Source organism: Methanoregula sp., assembly GCF_052325125.1.
GTDB lineage: Archaea > Halobacteriota > Methanomicrobia > Methanomicrobiales > Methanospirillaceae > Methanoregula.
The window spans coordinates 1-21,703 of sequence record NZ_JBKQWO010000016.1 but is presented as its reverse complement, the minus strand read 5'-3'; the positions used below and the strand labels follow the sequence as shown (position 1 = coordinate 21,703).

Sequence of the window (21,703 nt, the reverse complement as noted above, 5' to 3'; positions counted from 1 at the left end):
TCACCAGCATTTGACGGGGAGGCAGGGAACCGGTGTGGCTTCATTCCTCATTTTTCTTTTCCTCGTTTTCAATGCCGACGAGGTTCTTGAACTTCTGGAGGATCGGGTCGATGGTGATGTTCAGGAGCCCCACCTTATCGGAGACATTGCCGAAATAGTGGAGCGGAAGGTTTGCCGCCGCCATGTTCGGGTGGCCTCCTGCATCCCCCATATTCCCGAACGCCTCGGCCAGTGCATTCCCGACATGCAGACGGATGTCCCGGTTCCGGGCCGAGATAACAATCGCGGTGTCGGTGATCCCGTACACGAGTGCCGTGTTCACCCCTTCGAGCGTGATGAGCAGGTCGGCTGCCTGAGGGAGAGCGTCACGGTTCATCACGAAGCCAACATTGGAGAAGAGGTAGCCGCTCTGGATCTTCCGGTTCTGGATCGCCTTCCCGATGACGTCGATGGTCTCCTGCGACATGGACGGCGACATGATCTTGTCGAGGAGATCAGCGTCCGTGAGCGGGAGGAGGAAGCCGGCGTTCCCGAGATCCTGCGGGGTGACATTCCTCTTGAACTCCTTCGTGTCGGTCCTGATGCCGTAGAGGAGCGCGGTTGCCACCCTCTTGTCCACCGGGATATCGAGCTCCTGGAGGTACTGGGTCATAATGCTCGCGGTCGCCCCGATACCGGGCCGGATGTCGGTAAATGTGCCCTGGCCCGCCGCGTGGTTCCCGTCCTTGTGATGGTCAATGATGATCTGGACCTTCGTCTGGGAGGGGACATCGTTGTTTGCACCCGGGCCCGAGCAGTCCACCATGGCAAGGTAGGTACATTTCTGCAGCGCTTCCATGGTCAGGTGCTCCATCTTGATATCGAGGAGATTGACAAACGTCCGGTTCTCCTGGTGCCCGATGTTTCCCTCGTAGAGGATACGGGTGGTAAGCGTCTTTGAGTTTGCGTGCCGTGCGATCTCGGCAAGGGCCATGGCGCTCGCGATGGCGTCCGGGTCCGGGTTCTTGTGGGTGATGATACCGAGGATACCGTCCCAGCCGGCAAGGAGCGAGAAGAGCCTCTGCGAGATCCGGCTTGCATGCTGTTTTTTGATCTGGAAGACCGCGGTCTTTGCAACTACTTCCTGCGGGTAAAGGACCAGGTCCGCACCGGCTGCTGTAAGCTTTCCACCTGTGACCGGGTCGACCGCCCGGGCGATCACCTGTACGGAGGGGTACCGTTTTTTTACAGCAAGGACGGCTGCAAGATTGGCATCCGCATCGCCGGTCATCACAAAGGCAATCTCGAATGCAGGCAGGCCGACGAGCATTTCGGAGGATGTGATGTCCCGCACGTACGCATCGTATTTCTGGTCGCGGAGGTGGCGCACGCGCGATTCGTCACGGTCAACGACGATCACGCGTTCGTTCTCCTTCGCGAGTTCAAGGATGATGTTGTACCCGTTTGTCCCGCACCCGAAGATGCAGTATTTCATCGGGGCTGCCGACTCAAACGCGGCGGTGTCAGGCATGTAAGAAGAAGATGTGCCACGCCCACGTATAAAGGGATTCTCCGGGTATCCTTTTGCCGTATTCCAAAACATTTATTCGGCCGTACCGGCCACATTATTAGGCTACGTGGGTCTGTAGCTTAGTTCGGCATAGCGGCGGACTCTTAATCCGCAGGTCAAGGGTTCAAATCCCTTCAGGCCCGCTTTTCTTATCGTGTTCTCTTGTAATCCACCACAGCCGGATCCGCTGCCCGGTCCCTTTCCCCCTTTTGCGGGATTTTTGGGAGGTAAGTTTGTGTTTTCTAAAAAACCACCGCAATCAGGGATCTTCCTTTTCAAAGAGGAAATCGCAAGTCTTTTGAAAAAACAATTTTAAAAACTGTTTGGTTCGAACAAAATATTTCCTTGGCGGTTGTTTTATTTTAGGTTTGTCAAGGATCACTATTTTCGAAATTATTTTCTCGGGTTCGGGTTCAGGCCTGAAAATTGTTTGGTACCCCACGACCTGATTAATAGGCTTAACTAGACTAACCGACTCGACTGGCTTTACGTCTTTTCCGTTGTCATCAATAGACAAATTTCCTCTCTTTTGCGAAAGACCAATGGCAATATATGAAAGTCCCCATCCCCAAAATACACAAAACAGAAGTATTGGAGTTGAACTATTGCAGGCAGGCGTTAAATTGATACAAGAATTCATGTAATCTGAAATAGTTATCGATTTCGTCATCAATCCAAGAAGATTGACAGGCATTACCGGCATGAGGTAAAATCCGAAAATAATAAACGCCCCCAAGAGAATGGCGACCCAATTGGGATCACGACCCACCTTTGATTCCGGATCGTTTCGATGTATATACCAAGCAATTAAGGATGTGACCGCGAATAGGCTGCCTATAATAAAAAGTGGGGGTGCAAGAATCAAGAAGAACCAAGAAGCGGATGTCATTCCAATTATTCCGAGCATTAACGAAACAATGAATGCAATAAAACCATAGTAAACGTAATAAATTTCTTCCATATTTGCTGTAAATTATTTACGTTGGGAAAATACTTTTTCGACGTATTCCTATAGGTGTATCAATAGAATTGGCAAAAGAAAAACTTAAAGGGTGATTAATCCTTCACCATCAGTTCGTAATCCGGGTTCTAAAACCATGCACATAAATATTCCTTCCAATTCTCAAATGGAAAATGATTTTTCGCGGTTTGAAAAGAACAATAAAATTGATTACAACAGAACTCCATCGTCTGTTGAGAAGGGCGTGAAGGGATAGGATAGCCCGTAGCCACCCATGGGGGATGCACCGGGAAGGACCGTTCCCGAAATGTCGTCCCAGATCATTACGAGTGGAGACAACTATGGAATTTGTCGGCAGTAAGACAGAGAAGAATGTCCTCGCGGCATTCGCCGGGGAGTCGCAGGCCCGGAACCGGTACAGCTATTTTGGCAAGGTTGCAAAGCAGGAAGGGTACGAGCAGATCTCTGCCATTTTCTTACAGACCGCGGAGGAGGAGAAAGAGCATGCAAAACAGTTCTTTTCGTATCTCAAGGGCGGGATGGTGGAGATCATGGCCGCGTACCCCGCCGGCGTGATCGGGACCACGAAAGAGAACCTCAAGGCAGCCGCCGACGGCGAGCTGATGGAGTGGGGTACGCTCTACCCGACGTTTGCCGGGACGGCAAAAGACGAGGGGTTTGCCCCGATCGCAAACCTCTTCCGGCAGGTGGCGGTGGTCGAGAAGTACCACGAGCAGAGGTACAACCGGCTCCTGACCAACCTCGAAAAGGGAACGGTCTTCAAACGTGACGCGCCAGTCAAATGGTACTGCCGGGAGTGCGGGTACGTGTATGAGGGGACGACTGCCCCTGCAAAATGCCCGGCATGTGGTCACCCCCAAGCGTATTTCGAGATCTACGCAGAGAATTTCTAAAGAATAGCCTTTCTTTTTTTGGTCCTGCTTCAGGTGAGTGCACTCACCGGATCCATCCCATCCGCACCCACCGGTCGTACTCATGAGTGCGGAGGTCCCGGTTCTCTTCGACTATGGTACTGAAGTATGCCCGGTTCTCTGTCAGGATCGCCTCCTGCGTCGGATCGGTATATCCGTCCCGGACCGCGTCTGCGAGTTTCTTCCCGAGAGCTCGTGCGGCAGGTTCTGCGGCATCGACCGCTTCCGGTTGCCCGCCGGTAGCAACGCTCATGCCCCCGACCGAGATAGCCCCGAGGTAGTTGAGCACATGGTTGAGGTACGCGACCACCTCATCGCCACCGGACTCGGCCGTGGTCGCCACCGCACAGCCGTACTTCCCGGCAAACTGCTGGTAATGGATCGCATCCGCAAGCCGGTCGAAGAACACTTTCATCTGGCCGGTGATATTGTCAATATAAACCGGTGAGCCAAAGACAATGGCGTCAGCCTCGTTGATCCTGGATACGAGCGCCGGGACATCGTCATCGTTGACACAGATACCGTTGAGCGAACATGCTTCACAGGCAGTGCAGGGGATGATCCGGTAGTCGGCAAGATCGATCATACCGGTCTCTGCACCGGCATCTGCTGCCCCCTCAAGGACAAAGCCGGCGAGCTGCCGGGTCGTGCTCCGGATCGCGTGAGGGCTTCCGTGGATGGCAAGAATCTTCATGAATTGTTCCCTGGATTACTATGGGCGGTCAGGGATTATGAGGTTCGCCCCGGGGCCCCGGGTTACGGAGGATCCGTTCCCGGGCTGACTGGCGCACATCACATTTTTTCCCGTTTTTTGGTGCAGAACTCAAAGACGCACTTTTTGTCGCCGGGGTGATGGGATTCGTGGGGCTGCACGACGATAACCGGTGCTGCAAACCCGGCGGCGGTGATGTGCCGGATAAGGTCGGAGCGTGGCGCCACCCGGGGCGGCCCGTGCTCGTCCGGGCCGCATGCATCGCCATCCTTGATCCCGAGGGTTGAGCCGAAGAGGATGCCGCCGGGCCGGAGCACCATCCACGCGTTTGCCAGGTACTCATCGAGCTCGGTATCGTCCGCAATGATGTGGATGACCGACCCGGAATAACACATGTCGAACTGCTCCGCCCCGAACGGGAACGTATCGTTGACCACGAAGAGGTCGGCGAGAGCGTCCCGGTCGCGGTACAGGTCAAAGCCGAGATCGATGCTCTCCCAGGAGAGGTCAAAGCCGGTGATCTCCGCCCGGGAAAAGCCGTCCCGGAGAAGCTGCCGGATATTGTCGCCCGTCCCGCAGCCGTAATCGAGGAACGGGCCGGTGCGCCGGAGTACCTCACTGTAGAAAAAATGGCCTTTGATCCGCGGTTCTCCGAGGATAGTTAAGATATGTGGGTAGGGCACGCTGTCTTTTTTGTACTTCGCGACGAGGGTTTCGTAGTAGTGCTCCGGGTACGTGACCCCGAGAGCACCGACCCGGTGCATCGCGGCGGCAAGTTCGCCTTCAAGGGTCTTCCCGTCTCTAAAGGTGCGGATGTGGGGGGCTGGCATAGGTGAAGGAGATGTATGTTATGCCCTCCATTTCAGGTTTTGGCAGGAGGAAGGAACGCCCGGGCAAAACAGTGCGGTCTTATTCTCCGGGATCCGGCAGGTGCCGGCGCACGTCAAGATAATCCGTGGACTTCGAGAGCAGGTCCACCACGACCGGCAGCGGGTCGGAGAAGATCCCGGTCAGGTCCGCCTCGCCCGGCTCTTTGGGGATAAAGGCGAGGTGCTCATGGGGGGGCGTAAACTCCGCATGCACATCGGCCCGCCCCGGGCATCCGCCCGGTACCAGCCGTACTCTTCGAGCCAGACGGCGTTGAGGCCATGCAGGTAAAACGCCGGGCCGACATCCGCGTGGTTCTTGAGCCGCTGGTAGCAGAGGCCGGCCGGGATGGCGTTTGCCCGGAGCAGGGCGGCAAGCAGGTGGCTTTTTGCAAAACAGTAGCCGGTTTTGCGTTCCAGCACCGCCGAGGCGGAGAGCGTGACCGGGTTTGCTTTGTAGTCCCAGCTGTGCCGGATCCCATCGTGGCAAAGGTAAATCAGGCCCGCGCGATCTCCACGTCGCCCGTGCAGCCCTCTGCGAGGGCAAGCGCCTGTTTTCGCACAGCCGGGTTGTCGTGATCGATGACAGGAGTGGCACGGAGGAACTCTTCATGGCCGGAGCGTTTCATTGCCAGGAGCATGGGACATCCGAGGGTAAAATAAATACGGATGCCGGGCCGGTGCCCGGGTCAGCAGAAGTCCTCGGTGATGTACACCTTGTCATCAGAAGCGATGGCAATCCCGATGCCTTCCCTGCCGTAGGTAGAAGTCAGGATATTTTTCCGGTGCCCGGTGCTGTTCATCCAGCCGGTGACGGTTGACTGCGCGATCTCTTCCTGTGTATTCCACGCGTAAGAGTAAACGCCATTTGTGTCTGTCACCGAAGTGTAAAGGTTGTTCTGGAAGATGTTCTCCGCAACGCCGTAGGTATAGTACGAACCATAGTCCTTGATGCAGAAGATCCCGCTCGCGTTCCCCCGGGCGGTCGGGTCTTCTCCTGTAAGATCGGTATGCGAGAAGTAGTTGTTTGTTGCCATGTCCGTGCTGTGGTTGAGCGCGAGCGCGGCAAGCGCCGGGTCGACTGCAAGGGAGGCGAGACCGTTTACCGCCCGCTGTTCGTTTACGAGCTCGTGGACCCGGGCGGCAAGCGAGGAGGTTGAGACCAGGTACGGGTCATCGGAGAGTTTGCCCGGTACCATGGGGAACGGGGGCGTGGCGGTTACGGTTGCGGCGGTCTCTGCAGGAACGGTAGGCGTTGGAGAAGGAGGACTGGTGGGGGTACGCGTCGGGGGAAGCGTTATTGGCGGCGTGGCGTCGGGCGTGACTACCATGGGTGCGGGAGACGGCCCGGTTGTCTGTGTCGCAGTGACGGTCCCGTTTCGTTCTCCGGGCTGCAGGCACCCGCCCATAAGGATGAAGAGGACGATAAGAAAAAAGAGCACCACGAGCACGACCGCGATCCGGAAATACGGGTGTTTCCAGAACGGGACCGGCCCGGGTTTTTTGTCGCGGGGTGCCGCCGCGTACCCGCCCCCGTACGCGCTTGCCCCGCCTGCACCGTACCTGATGCCCACGCCGGGCGCCGGGGTCATTTTCCATGTCGCAAGGCCGGCGCACGCGTGGTTGGGCGGGAGCCGGTGCTCATCGCAGAACTGTTTCCCGCAGTACTGACAGTGGAACGGGAGCGAGACGTTTTTCCCGCAGAAGTCGCAGCGTGGCATTGCTCTTTCTCACTCTTACCGGGGATCGTATAATGCCTCTGGTACCCGAGGCGACAGGGAGGAAGTTCGTGCTCGATCCGGGGATACTCTCCCCTTTTAGGGAACGTCAGGTAATCCCATAGAGGGGATACCCTGCAATAAGGAGCCGGAACGCACGGTTAACGTTCAACCCGACCTGAAGCCTTGTGAACCAGCATTGGACCGCAGCCCGGACAATTCGTATACATTTCGAAAAGTCTTTATTTCGTCCGCGCCACGCAGACCCAGTGGTCGTAGAATGTGTCCCCGGGATTTTCCCGTATCTCAACCGTCCGCCCGGCCTCTTCTGCCCATTCCCGGATGAGATGCGTCTCGGGTTCGGTACCAACCGTGATCAGCGTTTCTTTTGTAACGGAAAATAGTCCCGCAGCAATCTGGTGCCACATATCGGCGTAAAAAGTATTGATCTCCCCCATCATGAACCCGATCCCCTTCGGCACCGGCGGCGTGTATGCAGAGACCTGCGTTGCATCAATGCACATCGTCTCTTCCGGGAGCAGCCGCCCCTTTTCGATGCCAAGCGTCAAAAGTGATGCATCGTTGTCGTACGAGAGCGGGATGTACCCGAGCTCGCGGAGCACAAGGGAACCCACGCCCGACCCGCAACCGCAGTCGATGCAGGTCTCGTTCGATCCCTTTCCCCAGACCCCTGAGATCACATCCATGAGGATGCCCTTCCGGGCCGGGTTGAGATCTTCCATGGCTGCCGGCACTTCCGCAGCAAGCCTGACAGAGAAATCTTCCCGGACCGCGGCCGCCCACACCGCCCGGTCCTCCTGGTATATCTCGCCGTTTACTCCCTCGAATGCATCGATCAGGGCGACGCTGGGGTGCCGGCAGAGAAACGAGCCTGCAATCCAGCCGGCCTTTTCGTGGAAGGCAACCGCGATGGGGTCTTCGTGCTCGTCCACGAGCATCCGTGCTTCGTCCCCGTTGTCGGTCGCAAGCAGATCCGTATACAGCGGGTCAGTGAGTGCGGCAAACGAAGGTTCGATAAACGCGAGGTTGTCCAGTTCGAGGATTGCGGCAGCCTTCACGGTTTTTCCTCCCCCCGCCCGATGTGCATCCCGTGCGGGGCTTCGATGATCCCGTCGATCTTAGCGTCTTCGTGGAGGAAAATCTCCTTTGCGATCACGTCGCCGAGGATATGGGCGCCGCGTTTCACGTACACCTTCCCGTTGCCCTCGACGTTCCCGTGGACGGTCACCCCGCCGGCGACGCTGATGGTGCGCCGTGCCCGGAGGCTGCCGAAGATGACGGTGTCTTCAAGGACATCGATTGAACCTGCCCGGATGTTGCCGTGCAGCCGGCACTTCCTCCCGATCCTCATTGAAGAGGGGACCGAGAAGACCTTCATGTTCAGCCGGGAACGGGCGGGGATCATGAGCGGGATCGCAACTTTTTCCTCATCGTCGGTAAACAGGTTGTCGAGGAGCCGGTCGAGTTCCTTCTCGTTTTCGATCCTGAGCATCGTCATGAGATAGATGATGATGAAAACGAGCACCGGTATCGGGTTTCGCACCGCGATTTCACCGGTCGCCTCAAACCCTTCTGCAATCTCAACGTTCTCGCCGATATCGAGCGTCCCGTTCACCACCAGTCTCCCGTTGATCCTGACGCCCTCGCCGATATACGCGTCCTGCTTTGCGATCACGTCGCTTCCGATCTCACAGAGGTTCCCTATCCGTGCGTCGCCATTTGCCCAGACATATTCGCGAATCTTGGTCGATTCACCAACGTAGACGTCCGCACCCCGCAGCCCGTAATCGATCTGGCAGAACTCGCCGACGACGATATCCCGGTCTGTCTTGATACTGTGCTCCTGGAGCTCCGTCCCGTCGGGGAGAAGGCAATGCTTATGCCAGTTTTTTACTGAATCCCCGCTCATTGCTCCCCCGAATGTCCCATGGTCCTCTTATGCCCCGTACTTGTGCGCCTGGTTGATGAGGTCGATGGCGGTCGGCAGGAGGCCGGCGCCCGTGATCCGGCAGAGCCCGCCTTTTGCGCAGGACCGCTCCCCGAACTCGGTGACATCGTCCACCCGGACTCCCTCCCCGTGGATCAGCACCGGCACCGGATCGGCGCTGTGATCCTTGATGCAGCAGGGCGTGGAATGGTCGGCACAGATGACAATAATGCAGTCTTTCTGATCCAGGAGCGGCGGGAGCACGGCATCGACCTTCTCGATGAAGGTCTTCTTCTGCAGTGCAAGACCGTCGTGGCCCGACTCGTCTGCCCCCTTGATGTTCACGAGGACAAAGTCCCTCGTTTCCAGCTCGTGTATCGCGGCCGTGATCTTTCCTTTGATATTGCTGTCCTGCGATCCGGTGATCCCTTCAACCGGGACCCGGGCGAGCCCGACTGCACTTCCGATACCGGTGATGAGGCTTGCGGCAGCGATCACGCTCCCTGACAGCCCGTACTTTTTACGGAACGGTTCGAAGTGCCCCATCTCGCCGGCCCCTCTCATGAGAACAATGTTTGCCGGGCGAAGACCCTGCGCGAGACGTGCCCTGTTGAGCGGGTGGTCTGAAAGGATCTTTTCTGACTGCCGCACGAATTCGTTGCAGACCTCTGCGGTCTTTTTGTCCTTTTCGAGCGCCCTGACCGGGATGATGGTGAGGGGCGCCACGCGATCTTTTTTCGGGTCGTTTGAGGAAACACAGTGACCGAGACCCTCTCCTTTAAATGCCAGCGCTGCCCGGTGCCCGGCCCCGGACCGGAACACGAACTCCACGCCGAACTTCGAAAGATCGACGCCGTCCTGGATCGCCTGAGAGAGGGTGGTGGTGTCGTGGATCCGCCCGGCCCGCCTGTCGGTTACGAGGCCTTCTGGAGAAACCGTTGCGTAGTTGCACCGGAAGCCGATCATGCCCGGCCCCATGTGGATGCCTGAGCCTTCGCACTCGAGCGGGCCCCGGCCGGTGTAACAGGTATGGGGATCGTACCCCAGGAGGGCGAGATGCGCCGTGTCTGATCCCGGCCTGATCCCGGTCGCAATCGTGTCCATAATCCCGCACACGCCTTCCGCCGCGAGCCGGTTAAGCGTGGGGTGGTGCGCCGCTTCGAGAGGTGTGCGGTTGCCCAGTTCCGGGCAGGGCCGGTCGGACAACCCATCAATGACGAGGAAGAGGATCTTATGGGCGGTCATTCGTATGGATTGTTTGGCCGCGCGGATTAATTATGTTTCCCGGTTGCATTTTCGGAAAACGGCTTACCGTAGCCGGCCGGATTTTAAAAAAAAGTCCACGACCGGCAGGGAACCGGAATTGTATAAATCCGGGATAACATCACAAAAACAAAAAAAAATTACTTGGTGGAGACCGGTGCTGCGACCTGCTCAACCTTGGACTTGATGATCTCGACCCGGCGGGTGGGGTAGAGTGTCTTTACGACCTTGAAGAGGTCGCGGGAGATCTCGCCCGACACAATCCCGTTCACGAGCGTCGTCAGGTCCCATGCCTGTGCCTGGGTTGCAAGGCTTGCGAGGATCGCGTTCCTGAGCGCGTGCTCCTGTGCGATATTTGCCCGTGCAAAGGTGTAGCAGCTGATCGTGAGCCTGACTTTCTTGTTGTCTTTGGTGACGACCTGCACGTGGCAGTCCACGCGGGAGCTGCGGCGCTTGACCAGGGACCGCAGGTAATCGCGGGTCACTTCGTGGCCAACGAACTCGGTGTATGCCGCGTCGCCGGTGACATCCGCGATCTTGAAGCTCATCTTGATGTGCTGCTTGGCGTAGTCGTTGGTGATCTCGCCGAGGGTCGACTGCATGATCCTGCCCCTGACGGTTTCAACATCGCTTGCAATGGTGTCGCCGATATACGCCTTCCCCAGGTTATCGGGGGTGTATACCTTGAACCAGCTCTTGGCTTTCCAGCCTTCAACTCTTCTTCCAACCTGTTTTTTCTTTGCCATAGTATCAACTCTCTGATTTTTTCTTATTCCTCTCGTTTTGGTTTCCTGTCTTTTTTTCGCGGGAACGTTGTCGTCTCGTCCGCGATTGCCAGATTCATCAGGTAGTCGTCCACTGATGCGATGACCGACCGGATCTGCGTACCGCAGATCACGGTCGTGACCCGGTCGCCGTCTGCGGTGGTGGTCATGCCCTTTAGGTTGTCCGGTGCAAGTGCCGACGCCACGCTAGGAGCGTCCGTGTGGATGGTGGTGATGAGGCCGCTTACCTGCATCATGCGGCAAGCGCCTCCTGCCACTCTTTCACGAATGCCTCGAGCTGGTCGCAGGGGATCGTTGCCCCTGCACGGGTGTGGTGCCCCCCGCCGTCCCCGCCGCATGCAGCGGCAAGGTTCCGGACGAGCGGCCCGAGATCGGCCGTGACGCCATGGGGGGATCGCGCCGAGATCCGGCAGGCCTCCCCCGACCGTGCATACACGAGCACCGGTGCCTGGTGCACCCGGTCCCGGGCGAGCACGTCGGCGATGTCGCTTGCAAGCGTTGCATCCTGGCACTCGTAGACCGCATCGCCCTCGTGTGCGGGATGCGCAGTTTTCAGCGCACCGATCACATCGAGATGGTGCCTTCGGGCAACCTCCCATGCCTTATCAATCTCCGCAGACGAGCGTAAGCAGAGTGCAACCGCAAGGTCGCCGTGACCGGATTTGCCGCAGGCGTCGATGACGGCGGTAAGCGCGTGGGCGTCCTCGATCACCTCGCGCTGGAGGTGCAGGGTGTCGCCGTAGAGCAGCGCTAGGCCTTCCGCAGATGTCTGCGGGGCGGATTTGAGCACCGCAAGGCTCATCAGCGTATCGAGCCGCAGGCTGTTTGCGCCCTGCGCCCCGGTGAGCAGGTCAGCGACAGCGGAATCGTCGCCGCTGATCCCTTCGAGATACGGGCAGGTGGCGAGCAGCCACTTCTCTGCCATATCGCGCCCGGCAAGCGTCATGCCCCGGTCCGGAACAATGATCCCATTTGCCACACCTTCGTTGAAGATCTCAAGGTTCCTGCCGGCAAATTCCTGACCGTCGCCGATGATACCGGGTATCACGAGGCCGGCAAGGTCGCGGTTGTCCCCCATCTCCTGAGCGACAATATAGGCCATGCCGGCAGCGGAGAATTCCCGGTCGCCATCGATCTTGTCGAGCCGGGGGTTCGCATGGAACTGCCCGCGAAACAGCGGGAGGTGGTGATCCACCACCATCGTTTCAGGTGGCAGGTCCTCCATGCCGGACCCGAGATCGCACAGGAGCGAGGCTGCGTCACGGGAGAGTGCGGCAGACGGGATCTCCGCACAGACTCTCAACCGGAACCGTATGCCCGACCTGAGCATCGCATGGCAGAGGATAGCCCCGGCTGCGATGCCGTCAGCGTCGTGGTGTGCATACACTTCGATGTACTGCTGGCGGCGGATCTGGTCTGCGACGGTTTTTGCGGTTTCTGCAAGCGACATGGGCATCTCTGGACGATATGCTGGATTATCTGGACAGCAGGATTTCCGCGTTCTCCGGCTTGTAGGTAAAGCCTGCGGGCAGCTTTTTCGTGCCCGTGTAGTACTTCACGAGACGGCGGATCTTGGCCTCGACAAGGTGGAGCTGCCTCTTGTTGTGCAGGTCCTTTTTGTTGTCTCCCAGGTGCTTGCGTAAGCCCAGCGCCTTAATCATGAGATCGCGGAGATCCTCGGGGATCTCGGAGCTGATCTTGTTTTCTTTTAAAATGTCGCCGATACGCTTGCCGGTGACCATCTTGACATCGGGGACGCCGTAGCGGTCCCGCAGGATCAGGCCGATCATGCTGCTCGATGTGCCTTCCTTACGGAGATCGACGATAAGTTTCTCGATCGCTGCCTTGTCCGTGTTGGACCATGCAGGCGCCTCGTTCCGCGCAGGCCGCACAGAGCTTGACTTGCCTCTTCTTCTGGCGTGCATTCGTGCCATAGTTATACCTCCAGTTACGGTTATGTAAGTCCAGAAAAGTGCAGCATGCTTGCTGACTCCCTGTAATCCCAAAGCCTAAGTTTTGAGGCCGTGCCAAAAAGGCACGTCGGACTTACATCTGTCAGCACCCTTTTCAAAAGTGCTGTCCTACTATTGACGGCCACGAATATTAAGGATATCTGTGCCCGGGGGGGATTATCGCAGTGTGCCAGCCTTCCTCTGCCCGGCAGGGACGACAGGGGAGGCAGGATTTTACGGCCGCGCCCGTATCTTTTTACCATAAAAAACGAAAACGGAATGGTACGATGGAAGAACAAAACCGGGTACTGCCCGAAGGGATCGTGATCCGGTTCCGGGACTGTTTCTCCGTGCGATATATCCAGTCTGCCGCCTTGCTCTGCCGGCTGGGGTACCAGCTGGAAGCAGAATATGGCCACACCTGCACCCTGTCCGCGGAGCAGCGCCTCCGGCACGAGGCCTTTATCCTGAACGCGCTCTTCTCATCGGTTGCATTTCTCGAGTCCACCATCAACGAGCTCTGGTCTGATGCAGCGGATAATGCGTATTTCTTTTCCGATGAAAAAAACGAGGCGCTGTTACAGGCTGTCGGGGAGAAATGGAAGAACGAGAATTACTTTGATCGCACCCCCCTACCGAACAAATACCAGAAGATCCTGGAAATAGGGGAAAAGCCCCTTTTCGATGAGAACGACCCGGACTACGCTGGCATGAAGGACCTGATCGGGATCCGCAATTACCTGATGCATTATCGCCGTGAATGGGTGGTTATCCGGACAGACCGGACAGCCGATGCCCACACAGAGACCCATGCGGAAAAATTTGAACGGCTCCTCAAAAACCGGTTTGCCGAGAACCCGCTCGCGGGAAAAAACCTGCCGTTCTTCCCGGACCGTTGCCTTGGCCATGGCTGCGCCGAATGGGCGGTAACCACCAGCCTTTCATTCACGGACCGGTTTTTCCGGAACCTCGGCCTGCCCGCTCCCTACGACGGGATCCGGGACGAACTGGCGACGCGGTGAGCGGACGGGTTTCTGCATGAGCGACGATGGCGGCCGACATTCCTACAGGGAATTTTTTATTATCGGTAAAAGGCGGGGATTGTGCTTCCCCCCTCCCTTTTCCCCCGGCGCAATACAATAGTAAAGTATTACCTATTCCGGGGTTATCGGTTTCAAGAGAATGCAACGAGTATACCGGTATAAACGGCAGCACCCGCAAAAATCGAGATAAACCAGCGTTAAAGAGAGTTTATGAGAATTTTTTCAGAGCAAAAGAGATAATCACCGGGCGTAACCGGGCTCCTTACCGCTTTTTTGCCCGCTTCTTCTTTGGCGCATCCTTTGCCATGGACATGAGATCGATGATGTAACTGCCCTCTTCCCCGCCAACACCGACGATCCTCTCGTCACTTTTTGCCATCTTGTCGATATTAAGCTCGTAAGAACCGGGGCCCACGATCCGGATCGTCTCGACCCGGTCGAACATCTCCACTTCCTTTTTGGCCTTGCCCCTCACCTTGGGTTCGACAACCTCGAGGACTTCCTCTTTTGACTCGTCAGCAATCTCGTCGATTGACTTTTCTTCAAATACGTCCTTGTTGATCTCGGACTCCTTTACGTAAAGGAATTTCTTACCGCCGCAGCTTGCGCATCCCTTGAGGATTTCGGTGGACCCGTCCTTGTATTCCCTGCCGCATTTGGTGCACTTGTGTGGCATGATCCCTCCGGCATTCAGGCGAAGCTTTTGATCATCTTCTCGTACAGCTCTTCCGTGTTGCGGCCTTCAAGACCCGAGATCGCAACGACCGGGTGCTGGGGAAATGCACTGCGGATCCGGGACGGGGCTGCCTCGGGCAGATCGATCTTGTTCGCGACAATGATCACCGGCAGCTTCCGGCTCTCGATGATCCCCACCATCATGATATTGACCTGCATGAAGGGGTCAAGCGTCGAGTCCAGCATATAGATGACCCCGTCGATATCCTCGCGCAGCCAGTGCATCGCCTCAGCCACACCTTCAGTCGCTTCCCGGGCCCGGATGATTGCCTCATCTTTCTCCATCCCGAATTCAAGGAATTCGTGGTAATCGATTTTCGTCGTAACCCCCGGGGTATCCACGATGTCTATTGTCACGGTGTGCCCGTTTGCCCCCGAGATCACGATATCCTCACGCTTCCTGGCCCTCCGCGTCTCGTGCGGGATCTCGCTCACCGGCCCGACTGCGTCGCCGGTCCAGTCCCGGGCGATACGGTTGGCAAGCGTCGTCTTGCCGGCATTTGGCGGGCCGTAGATCCCGATACGGGTCCGCTTCTTTTTGAAAAACCGCTTGAGAAATACGGAAAATCTCTTCTTTGCACTCCCCAATGTCCTTGAAAATGTCGTCATAGGGCCCCTCTTTTTGTCTGTATGGTGTGCTGGTACAATCGATTCACCATTAACCGTTAGTAGTGTTTGGAGAGGGTTCTTTATTATGTTTCTTGTAATGTCCGTCTTGGGGCTCCCGTGATATCAGTCCGGATGATTTTTTCTATTACCCGGCCGCATGGGTCCGTGCCACTGCCAAATTGTATTTATACAAGGGGCGGAAAGGATGCTAATTGTAATCATCAGCCAGGCACTTTTTAGGAGGTGACTCATGAAAAAGACAACCAACACGATCCGGTTTGAAACCCGCGTCCCGTTGAGCGAAGTGATGAAACGCAACCCCCTCATGATCAGCATGGAAGCCACTGTTGCCAAGGCAGCAAAGGCGATGTGCCGTGAAGAGGTCGGGAGTGTTATTATCCTCCAGAGGAACAAGCCCATTGGCATTGTCACCGAGGAGGACATCAACTGCAAGGTGGTGGCAAAGGATCTCAGGCCAAGTACAGTTCAGGTGAGTACAATCATGAGTACGCCACTCATTACGGTGAGTGCGGACAAGACGGTAGCAGATGCAGCCCAGATGATGGTCAAGCATAAGGTCAGGAGACTTCCCGTGGTCGATAAGAGCGGCAAGGTCACCGGTATCGTGACCGTCAGGGATCTCCTGACCATCTCAAACGAACAAAATGAGCTCCTGACCGATCTCATCGAGATCAACCGTGAGGAGCATATCGAGGTGGGCATGTGCAACCGGTGCAGTCAGATGTCTGATGATCTTAAGCGCGTGGACAACGTCCTTCTCTGCCCCCGCTGCCGGGAGGAGGACACCCTTACATGAAAACAGCGCAGGATTTCATGATTGAGATTCCTGTGCTTACCTTTCATGACGGGATAACCAAAGCACGGCAGATCTTAAGAGACGACCGGTTCCGTGAAGTCTACGTCACCGGCGCGAGAAAGGACCTGCTGGGGTATGTCGATATTACGGATGCCCTGCGGGTGACCGCGACGAAATCGAACGTAACTGTCGAGGGATTCGTGAAGGATGCAGCTTCTGCTGTCCCGGAGGCATCAATCGAGAGTGTAGCAAAGGTCATGCGGGAATTTTGCACCGACAGCGCCGCTATCATCGATGGCAACCGCCATATCCTTGGGGGCCTGCTCCTCTCCGACCTCTTCCCGGTTATCATCTCGCGGAACGAACTTTCGGGCCGGGTAAGTACCCACATGTCAAAGCAGATCAGGGCAGCAGACCCGGCCGACTCGCTCCAGCAGGTCTACGCGAAGATCGTAGATACCGGGTTTACGGCGTTCCCTGTCATAAAAAAGAAGCGGCTTGTCGGCCTTATCTCGCGCCGGGACCTGATCCGGTCGGGTGGTGTGCGTTCAGCGGTTGCCCAGAACAGTACAAAAACCGTCGGGGACCTGATGACCCAGGAGGTCGTCACGGTTTCGTGCGGGGCTCCGCTTTCCGATGCGGCCCGGCGTATGGTCGATAATGATGTGAGCCGGCTTCCGGTCGTTGATGGTGAAGCCCTTGTCGGGATTATCGACCGCCACGACGTCCTTAACGGGCTTTCATAAGACGGCCTGTATTCCGGCAGGGGAGAACGTGAAGAAATTGGGATCGGTACATGGTGGATAAGATGGTAAAAAACCACAAAACGGCATGATATACAGGAAACCATTTGGACAACCAATACCAGAACCAAACGGGCAGGAAGAGAACTGAATACAAAAAGGGCCGGAAAGGATGCAGCACCCGGACACTTCATGGAGATGACGGGTGCAGCACCGGGCTGGCGGGTAACATCAGGAGGTTATTCATGCACCGGAACGGGCAGGCCACCAAACAGGGTGACCGGCTCTTAAAAATGCAGGGGAAATTTGACCGGGGCCCGGTCGAATTCAAATCCCATATCGTACAGCAGGAGGGCGAGGTGATGGCGATCGCGACACGCGACGTCATATCTGTGCCGCCGACGCAGAGCGTCATCAGCGCGGTGGCGACTATGACGGAATGTGGTTTCCGCCGGCTTCCGGTCACCGATGCCGGTACAAAGAAGCTCCGGGGGATTGTCACATCGGGCGACGTGATCAACCTCATGGGAGGCGGCGACAAGTACCAGCTGGTCAGGGTCCGGCACAACGGCAACCTTCCCGCTGCGGTAAACGAGAGCGTACGGACCATCATGACCGCACAACCCGAGACGCTCCCGCATGATGCCCATATTGTCGACGCACTGGAAATTATCGTGAAAAAAAAGATCGGGGGGCTCCCGATTATCGACAATGACGGTGTACTGGCCGGTATCCTGACCGAGCGGGACGTGCTCAGGATGCTTGCTGCAGAGCACAGCCCGCTCTTTGTCGAGGACGTAATGAGTTCCTCCCTGAGGGTGACTGCCCCGGACAACCCGATCGGAACCGTGACAAAGGACATGACAAAATTCCGGTTCCGCCGGCTGCCCGTCGTGAGTGACGATGTGCTCTTTGGGATCATCACCGCTACCGACATCATGCGGTATCTCGGGAGCAGGGAGGTCTTTAGTCGCCTCACCACCGGGAACATCGCGGAGGTCATGAACCTCCCGGTGCGGGCGCTCATGGCCGGCAACCTGTTCACCACCACTCCCGGAACGGCGGTCAACGTGGCCGCACGGGAGATGCTGAGCAAGAACATCGGGGCGCTTCCGGTCATCGAAAACTCGCGTCTCGTCGGTCTTGTAACCGAATTCGACCTCGTGCGGGCGTTTTCCGAGGAGTAGATGCCATGACAGCGAGCTCTGTTGCCGCACGTGACGTGATGAGTGCTCCGGTCTTTGCCGTCTCACCCGGAGACACCGTGGCCCATGCCCGGAACCTGATGGTGCGGCATAAAATTTCGCGGGTTCTTGTCATGGACGCGGGAAAACTTACCGGGATACTTACAAAAAAAGATATCGGATACCACCTGCAGCAGCAGGGAGCGGCGTGGCGGAGGCGCCCGCCCGACCAGATCCCGGTGTCCGAGTATGCGACGCCCGTCCCCGTGGTCGTCGCTCCCGAAACCCTGCTCCGGACCATTGCCGGGATCTTCCTTACAAAAAACATCGGGGGTTTACCGGTGGTGGATCATGGCGCGGTCACCGGCATTGTCACCAAGACCGATCTGATGAAGTCCGCCCTTGCAACCGGCATTACCGGCACGGTACGGGACGTGATGGAGGATGCAGTGACGGTCAACCGCTGGCATTCTCTTGCCCACGTGATCACGCTCATGAAGGAGCGGGACAAGAAACTGGTGGTGACCAATAATGATGGAACCGTGGCCGGTATCATCACGGAGACCAGTCTGGCGTTCCATGATGAGAACCGGAGACGATCCGGAGGGATATATAACGAAGAACCTGTCAGAAGACATGAGAATGCCGGCTTCGATGGCGGATCGGGTTCTCCAGCGAATGTCCCGGTGACTGCAGGCGACGTGATGACCAGCCCGGTGATAACGGTCGCCCCGGCAAGCCCGCTCCCGTATGCGGCAGGACTGATGCAAAGCGAACAGGTCAACAACCTTGTTGTCGTCGAAGACAACACCCTTGCAGGGATTGTAAGACGTGATGATATCATAAAGGAAGTGGCGAAATGACGAAAGAATTGTTTATTAAAGATATCATGGCAAAGCCAACGACCATATCCAAATCGGCAAAGATCACCGAGGCGCTTGACAAGATGCTTGACGAGGGAATCGACCCCTTAATCGCGCTCAACAATACCTCTGTTGTCGGCACCGTATCCCGGGAAGCCATCGCAGAGAAACTGGGCAGCAGGCAGAACACCGCCCTTGCGCCGGCCGCCATCCACGTGGCAAGCGTGGTCGAGGAGGATTTCACCAGCGTCTATCCCGACGAGGGCACGAACGTGCTCATCCCGTTGCTCCAGCGGTACAAGCTGGTGGTTGTGTATGACAGCGACCATAACCTTATCGGGCAGGTTACGGCCATCGACCTCTTAAAGAAGTTCCCGCACCAAGGCAGCATCAAAGGAGCAATCGAGCGGGCAGTTACGATCGATGCAGATGAGCGTGTCGTTCACCTCCGGCGCCGGATGCTTGACGATAAGATCTCCCGTCTTGTCGTAACCTCAAACGACAAGATCACCGGCATTGTGACCGAGACCGATGTGGCAGTTGCGATGCGGAAGTTCCGGGAAACCGTAAAAGACCAGCACCAGGATCACCGGATCCGCAACCTGCTTGTCAGGGATATCATGAGCGCCCCGCTGATCTCGCTGGAGATCGGCACGGACTACCCTGAGGTGGTCGACCTGATGGTGGCAAAGAACATCAGCACCGTGCCGATTACCGACAAGGGAAAACTGGCAGGACTGGTAACCCGCCGGTCACTGGTCCGGGCCCTTTGAAGGGCAGGCCGGCACAAAAATCCCTTTTCTATCTTTCTCGTGGCGCAGGGCAAACCCTTCGCATCCGCAGTTTTATCCCTGACATCCTGGAGCAGGGAAGCAGACAGATGCCTGTCAGATGAACAACCGGACAAGGAAGTACAGCCCGACCGCAATCCCGATGGTGACGATGGTCCACCGGAGCCGGCCCGGGTCGATCCGGCTGGCGATACGCCCGCCTATCGCTCCCCCAAACAATGCGCCTGCTGCCATCACCAGCGCGAAGGGCCACAGGACAAGACCTGAGAAGAGGAAAAAGACCGCTGCTGCGACATTGGTTCCCAGTGATATGCACTGTTTGAGTGCATTGAGCCGCGTTAAGGTGTCATCAAGGAAGAGCCCGAGCACGGCGAGGATGATCACCGACAGCCCCGGCCCGAAATATCCCCCGTAGACTGCGGACAGGCCGACCGGGAGGGCCGCGCTCCTGCACCCCCTGCCATCGGTACCGTCGTGTCCCGAGTGCAGGCGTATCCAGTCCCGGACCCGGTCCTGGACGGCGAGGAGGACAGCAGCGAGCAGGATCAGGACGGGTACGAGCATGTGGAAGACCTGTTCGCTGACATACAGGAGAAGAATGCCCCCGGCAAGACCGCCCATGATACCGGCCGGTACAAGCAGTATCAGGCGTTTTTTCTGTCCGGCAAGATCGTTTTTCTGGGCGAGTGCACCGCCGAGGTATCCCGGGCAGAGCGCCACGGTATTGGTGACGTTCGCCACAACCTCGGGAACGCCAAGGGCCACGAGAGCCGGAAACGAGATCAGGGTGCCCCCGCCGGCAAGGGCGTTTACCAGCCCTGCAGCAGCAGCGGCAATCCCTGCGAGTGCGAGTTCGGATCCGGAGAGCATGCGCGGTTTCCCGTTGAGTGTAGCGTACGATGGAGGTGCATTACCCCGGCGTATCGATGAGCGTGCGTGCGTCCATAATCCGGACGCCGATGTTTGCCATATCCCGGACGTTTGCCTGGTGGATCTCCTCCGACTGTGCGCCGGTTGCATCGTCCACGAGAATCACCGGGTAGTTGTACGCGATGGCGTCAAAGACCGTGGTGCGGATGCAGTTCGGGGTCTGGACACCGGTTACGACGAGCCCGGTGATACCGAGCGTGCGGAGCATGAGATCGAGTTCGGTGCCGATAAACGCACTCATCCGGATCTTCTCAATTACGTACTCCCCCGGCAGAGGTTTGAGTTCGTCGATCTCCCGGGCCCCTGGTGACCCCGCAACGGCAAACGGGTGGCGGGAAAAGAGGTCTTTTCGGGTTATCTCAACATCTGAGCCATTGTTGCGGTGGATCCGCAGGATATGGAAGACCGGGAGGTTCTTTGCCCGGAAGGCCCCGAGCACGTCCTGGATCTTCGGGATGACGTTCTCTGCCTGGACGACCCGGAGCAGCGCCCCCTCACGGACAAAATCGTTCTGCATATCTATGATCAGCAGTGCGGGATGTTCCATGGATGATCATCTAATACAATAGGGATGAGGTAATAAGGATTGTGCGTGGGCCGGGAATATGGTGGGCGCGGGGAGGGGGGCATCGCATGTTTTCCCCCACAGACCCCTTCAACCATCCTAGGGGTACTGCCCCAGCCCGTGAATGTATTTTATCTTGGGAAAAATTTCCGATCATGCATCCGGAACCGGGCAAAAATCATAGGGGGGTCTGTGGGGGTAAAACCACTTTTTCGTGCAGAAGCGGCTCATGGCAATAATTAAAAATTACGATGGAACCTGCTGGGGACCCCGTATTTTTTTCGAAATGAAATTTCCCCCACTGACCTCCAGGCCCCGGATAGAAATCACGCAATCGTAGTGCCTGCCTCTTGAACCGGAGGTGGGAAAAAAGGAAGGGGGTGGATTTCATAGGATTGCCGTGATCCTTGCGACTCCCTGCTCTATAATGATACACGTACAAGTCTATTACCAAGAATGACAAGTTTCCGGGTTAACCCATGTCTTGGCATAGTGGCGGACCCGGCTTTCATGTGCATCATCGCGATTAGGCCATGGGGATTTCATCCCCCCAAACACTTATTATCCCACCCCTACCATAGTATAAAGCACCATTCATGGAGCAGCGGAATATCCGTTGCGAGTGTCTGAGAAGATGCGAGATTCCTCTGTTGAGGTAGCCAAGCCTGGTATGGCGCAGGTTTGCTAAACCTGTGTCCCCTTGGGACTCGAGGGTTCAAATCCCTCCCTCAGCGCTT

At 57.0% G+C, this 21,703-nt stretch carries 25 protein-coding genes and 2 tRNA genes; 9 read left to right on the top strand and 18 right to left on the bottom strand.

The window, feature by feature from the left end:
- Positions 1–40 precede the first annotated feature (40 nt).
- Complete coding sequence (locus tag ACLQMU_RS03855) at positions 41–1,510, bottom strand: DHH family phosphoesterase (RefSeq protein WP_422149490.1); 1,470 nt, start codon at positions 1,508–1,510, stop codon at positions 41–43.
- A gap of 108 nt (positions 1,511–1,618) precedes the next feature.
- Between ACLQMU_RS03855 and ACLQMU_RS03850 the strand changes: the two genes are divergently transcribed.
- Positions 1,619–1,692 (top strand) — tRNA-Lys (locus ACLQMU_RS03850).
- Between the two features lie 116 nt (positions 1,693–1,808).
- On the opposite strand, the gene ACLQMU_RS03845 is transcribed toward ACLQMU_RS03850, so the two are convergent.
- Entirely contained in the window at positions 1,809–2,510 is a 702-nt protein-coding gene (locus ACLQMU_RS03845) for a hypothetical protein (protein ID WP_443673552.1), read from the bottom strand.
- A 341-nt stretch (positions 2,511–2,851) separates the two neighbouring features.
- On the opposite strand from ACLQMU_RS03845, the gene rbr reads away from it, so the two are divergent.
- Complete coding sequence (gene rbr, locus ACLQMU_RS03840) at positions 2,852–3,424, top strand: rubrerythrin (protein WP_422149488.1); 573 nt, start codon at positions 2,852–2,854, stop codon at positions 3,422–3,424.
- Between the two features lie 43 nt (positions 3,425–3,467).
- Here rbr and ACLQMU_RS03835 read toward each other — a convergent pair whose 3' ends face one another.
- The 12 genes from ACLQMU_RS03835 to ACLQMU_RS03780 all read right to left on the bottom strand — a co-directional run bounded on the left by ACLQMU_RS03835 (position 3,468) and on the right by ACLQMU_RS03780 (position 12,668).
- Entirely contained in the window at positions 3,468–4,136 is a 669-nt protein-coding gene (locus tag ACLQMU_RS03835; RefSeq protein ID WP_422149487.1) for a flavodoxin family protein, read from the bottom strand.
- 98 nt (positions 4,137–4,234) lie between these two features.
- Positions 4,235–4,984, bottom strand: coding sequence for a class I SAM-dependent methyltransferase (locus ACLQMU_RS03830; protein ID WP_422149486.1), 750 nt, complete (start codon positions 4,982–4,984; stop codon positions 4,235–4,237).
- 180 nt (positions 4,985–5,164) lie between these two features.
- Positions 5,165–5,497, bottom strand: coding sequence for a transglutaminase domain-containing protein (locus tag ACLQMU_RS03825; RefSeq protein ID WP_424039156.1), 333 nt, complete (start codon positions 5,495–5,497; stop codon positions 5,165–5,167).
- A gap of 20 nt (positions 5,498–5,517) precedes the next feature.
- Positions 5,518–5,649, bottom strand: a complete 132-nt coding sequence (locus tag ACLQMU_RS03820) for a hypothetical protein (RefSeq protein ID WP_424039151.1) — start codon at positions 5,647–5,649, stop codon at positions 5,518–5,520.
- A gap of 60 nt (positions 5,650–5,709) precedes the next feature.
- Positions 5,710–6,741, bottom strand: a complete 1,032-nt coding sequence (locus ACLQMU_RS03815; protein ID WP_422149484.1) for a CAP domain-containing protein — start codon at positions 6,739–6,741, stop codon at positions 5,710–5,712.
- Between the two features lie 239 nt (positions 6,742–6,980).
- Complete coding sequence (locus ACLQMU_RS03810) at positions 6,981–7,817, bottom strand: hypothetical protein (RefSeq protein WP_422149483.1); 837 nt, start codon at positions 7,815–7,817, stop codon at positions 6,981–6,983.
- Positions 7,814–8,668 (bottom strand): polymer-forming cytoskeletal protein, encoded by an 855-nt coding sequence (locus ACLQMU_RS03805; protein WP_424039149.1) that lies wholly within the window; start codon positions 8,666–8,668, stop codon positions 7,814–7,816. The genes ACLQMU_RS03810 and ACLQMU_RS03805 overlap by 4 nt, the downstream gene beginning before the upstream one ends.
- A 27-nt stretch (positions 8,669–8,695) precedes the next feature.
- The gene (locus ACLQMU_RS03800; protein ID WP_422149481.1) at positions 8,696–9,931 is read right to left on the bottom strand and encodes a 2,3-bisphosphoglycerate-independent phosphoglycerate mutase; all 1,236 of its coding nucleotides are present in this window, start codon (positions 9,929–9,931) and stop codon (positions 8,696–8,698) included.
- Between the two features lie 158 nt (positions 9,932–10,089).
- Entirely contained in the window at positions 10,090–10,695 is a 606-nt protein-coding gene (locus ACLQMU_RS03795; protein WP_422149480.1) for a 30S ribosomal protein S3ae, read from the bottom strand.
- A 23-nt stretch (positions 10,696–10,718) separates the two neighbouring features.
- The gene (locus tag ACLQMU_RS03790; RefSeq protein ID WP_422149479.1) at positions 10,719–10,970 is read right to left on the bottom strand and encodes a KEOPS complex subunit Pcc1; all 252 of its coding nucleotides are present in this window, start codon (positions 10,968–10,970) and stop codon (positions 10,719–10,721) included.
- Complete coding sequence (locus ACLQMU_RS03785; RefSeq protein ID WP_422149478.1) at positions 10,967–12,184, bottom strand: DHHA1 domain-containing protein; 1,218 nt, start codon at positions 12,182–12,184, stop codon at positions 10,967–10,969. The genes ACLQMU_RS03790 and ACLQMU_RS03785 overlap by 4 nt, the downstream gene beginning before the upstream one ends.
- A 25-nt stretch (positions 12,185–12,209) precedes the next feature.
- The gene (locus ACLQMU_RS03780; RefSeq protein ID WP_422149477.1) at positions 12,210–12,668 is read right to left on the bottom strand and encodes a 30S ribosomal protein S15; all 459 of its coding nucleotides are present in this window, start codon (positions 12,666–12,668) and stop codon (positions 12,210–12,212) included.
- A 305-nt stretch (positions 12,669–12,973) separates the two neighbouring features.
- Here ACLQMU_RS03780 and ACLQMU_RS03775 point away from each other — a divergent pair, with 305 nt between their 5' ends.
- Positions 12,974–13,708: a hypothetical protein gene (locus ACLQMU_RS03775; RefSeq protein ID WP_422148692.1), complete on the top strand. Its 735-nt coding sequence runs from the start codon at positions 12,974–12,976 to the stop codon at positions 13,706–13,708.
- A gap of 283 nt (positions 13,709–13,991) precedes the next feature.
- Here ACLQMU_RS03775 and ACLQMU_RS03770 read toward each other — a convergent pair whose 3' ends face one another.
- Both ACLQMU_RS03770 and ACLQMU_RS03765 read right to left on the bottom strand, forming a co-directional pair.
- On the bottom strand, positions 13,992–14,405 hold the full coding sequence (locus ACLQMU_RS03770) for a Zn-ribbon domain-containing protein (protein WP_422148693.1): 414 nt from the start codon (positions 14,403–14,405) through the stop codon (positions 13,992–13,994).
- Between the two features lie 14 nt (positions 14,406–14,419).
- Positions 14,420–15,073, bottom strand: a complete 654-nt coding sequence (locus tag ACLQMU_RS03765; RefSeq protein WP_422148694.1) for an Era-like GTP-binding protein — start codon at positions 15,071–15,073, stop codon at positions 14,420–14,422.
- Between the two features lie 250 nt (positions 15,074–15,323).
- On the opposite strand from ACLQMU_RS03765, the gene ACLQMU_RS03760 reads away from it, so the two are divergent.
- The 5 genes from ACLQMU_RS03760 to ACLQMU_RS03740 all read left to right on the top strand — a co-directional run bounded on the left by ACLQMU_RS03760 (position 15,324) and on the right by ACLQMU_RS03740 (position 19,453).
- Positions 15,324–15,890 (top strand): CBS domain-containing protein, encoded by a 567-nt coding sequence (locus tag ACLQMU_RS03760; protein WP_422148695.1) that lies wholly within the window; start codon positions 15,324–15,326, stop codon positions 15,888–15,890.
- A complete protein-coding gene (locus ACLQMU_RS03755; RefSeq protein WP_422148696.1) occupies positions 15,887–16,636 on the top strand; it encodes a CBS domain-containing protein in 750 nt (249 codons plus the stop codon). The genes ACLQMU_RS03760 and ACLQMU_RS03755 overlap by 4 nt, the downstream gene beginning before the upstream one ends.
- Before the next feature lie 242 nt (positions 16,637–16,878).
- On the top strand, positions 16,879–17,820 hold the full coding sequence (locus ACLQMU_RS03750; RefSeq protein WP_422148697.1) for a CBS domain-containing protein: 942 nt from the start codon (positions 16,879–16,881) through the stop codon (positions 17,818–17,820).
- 5 nt (positions 17,821–17,825) lie between these two features.
- On the top strand, positions 17,826–18,680 hold the full coding sequence (locus ACLQMU_RS03745) for a CBS domain-containing protein (protein ID WP_443673551.1): 855 nt from the start codon (positions 17,826–17,828) through the stop codon (positions 18,678–18,680).
- Positions 18,677–19,453 (top strand): CBS domain-containing protein, encoded by a 777-nt coding sequence (locus ACLQMU_RS03740; protein ID WP_422148699.1) that lies wholly within the window; start codon positions 18,677–18,679, stop codon positions 19,451–19,453. The genes ACLQMU_RS03745 and ACLQMU_RS03740 overlap by 4 nt, the downstream gene beginning before the upstream one ends.
- Positions 19,454–19,567: 114 nt before the next feature.
- Here ACLQMU_RS03740 and ACLQMU_RS03735 read toward each other — a convergent pair whose 3' ends face one another.
- Positions 19,568–20,341, bottom strand: coding sequence for a sulfite exporter TauE/SafE family protein (locus ACLQMU_RS03735; RefSeq protein WP_422148700.1), 774 nt, complete (start codon positions 20,339–20,341; stop codon positions 19,568–19,570).
- 40 nt (positions 20,342–20,381) lie between these two features.
- A complete protein-coding gene (locus tag ACLQMU_RS03730) occupies positions 20,382–20,948 on the bottom strand; it encodes a cysteine hydrolase family protein (protein WP_422148701.1) in 567 nt (188 codons plus the stop codon).
- A gap of 667 nt (positions 20,949–21,615) precedes the next feature.
- Here ACLQMU_RS03730 and ACLQMU_RS03725 point away from each other — a divergent pair.
- Positions 21,616–21,700: transfer RNA gene (locus ACLQMU_RS03725), tRNA-Ser, on the top strand.
- Positions 21,701–21,703 lie beyond the last annotated feature (3 nt).

Bases quoted from the DNA above. Each gene is read 5' to 3' on its own strand.
- ACLQMU_RS03785 (WP_422149478.1), bottom strand. From the start codon at position 12,184: ATGTCGCTTGCAGAAACCGCAAAAACCGTCGCAGACCAGATCCGCCGC.
- ACLQMU_RS03775 (WP_422148692.1), top strand. From the start codon at position 12,974: ATGGAAGAACAAAACCGGGTACTGCCCGAAGGGATCGTGATCCGGTTC.
- ACLQMU_RS03805 (WP_424039149.1), bottom strand. From the start codon at position 8,668: ATGAGCGGGGATTCAGTAAAAAACTGGCATAAGCATTGCCTTCTCCCC.
- ACLQMU_RS03770 (WP_422148693.1), bottom strand. From the start codon at position 14,405: ATGCCACACAAGTGCACCAAATGCGGCAGGGAATACAAGGACGGGTCC.
- ACLQMU_RS03745 (WP_443673551.1), top strand. From the start codon at position 17,826: ATGACAGCGAGCTCTGTTGCCGCACGTGACGTGATGAGTGCTCCGGTC.
- ACLQMU_RS03795 (WP_422149480.1), bottom strand. From the start codon at position 10,695: ATGGCAAAGAAAAAACAGGTTGGAAGAAGAGTTGAAGGCTGGAAAGCC.
- ACLQMU_RS03760 (WP_422148695.1), top strand. From the start codon at position 15,324: ATGAAAAAGACAACCAACACGATCCGGTTTGAAACCCGCGTCCCGTTG.
- ACLQMU_RS03740 (WP_422148699.1), top strand. From the start codon at position 18,677: ATGACGAAAGAATTGTTTATTAAAGATATCATGGCAAAGCCAACGACC.
- ACLQMU_RS03800 (WP_422149481.1), bottom strand. From the start codon at position 9,931: ATGACCGCCCATAAGATCCTCTTCCTCGTCATTGATGGGTTGTCCGAC.
- ACLQMU_RS03835 (WP_422149487.1), bottom strand. From the start codon at position 4,136: ATGAAGATTCTTGCCATCCACGGAAGCCCTCACGCGATCCGGAGCACG.
- ACLQMU_RS03845 (WP_443673552.1), bottom strand. From the start codon at position 2,510: ATGGAAGAAATTTATTACGTTTACTATGGTTTTATTGCATTCATTGTT.
- ACLQMU_RS03765 (WP_422148694.1), bottom strand. From the start codon at position 15,073: ATGACGACATTTTCAAGGACATTGGGGAGTGCAAAGAAGAGATTTTCC.
- ACLQMU_RS03790 (WP_422149479.1), bottom strand. From the start codon at position 10,970: ATGATGCAGGTAAGCGGCCTCATCACCACCATCCACACGGACGCTCCT.
- ACLQMU_RS03855 (WP_422149490.1), bottom strand. From the start codon at position 1,510: ATGCCTGACACCGCCGCGTTTGAGTCGGCAGCCCCGATGAAATACTGC.
- ACLQMU_RS03750 (WP_422148697.1), top strand. From the start codon at position 16,879: ATGCACCGGAACGGGCAGGCCACCAAACAGGGTGACCGGCTCTTAAAA.
- ACLQMU_RS03815 (WP_422149484.1), bottom strand. From the start codon at position 6,741: ATGCCACGCTGCGACTTCTGCGGGAAAAACGTCTCGCTCCCGTTCCAC.
- ACLQMU_RS03755 (WP_422148696.1), top strand. From the start codon at position 15,887: ATGAAAACAGCGCAGGATTTCATGATTGAGATTCCTGTGCTTACCTTT.
- ACLQMU_RS03780 (WP_422149477.1), bottom strand. From the start codon at position 12,668: ATGGCACGAATGCACGCCAGAAGAAGAGGCAAGTCAAGCTCTGTGCGG.
- ACLQMU_RS03735 (WP_422148700.1), bottom strand. From the start codon at position 20,341: ATGCTCTCCGGATCCGAACTCGCACTCGCAGGGATTGCCGCTGCTGCT.
- ACLQMU_RS03730 (WP_422148701.1), bottom strand. From the start codon at position 20,948: ATGGAACATCCCGCACTGCTGATCATAGATATGCAGAACGATTTTGTC.
- ACLQMU_RS03830 (WP_422149486.1), bottom strand. From the start codon at position 4,984: ATGCCAGCCCCCCACATCCGCACCTTTAGAGACGGGAAGACCCTTGAA.
- ACLQMU_RS03820 (WP_424039151.1), bottom strand. From the start codon at position 5,649: ATGAAACGCTCCGGCCATGAAGAGTTCCTCCGTGCCACTCCTGTCATC.
- rbr (WP_422149488.1), top strand. From the start codon at position 2,852: ATGGAATTTGTCGGCAGTAAGACAGAGAAGAATGTCCTCGCGGCATTC.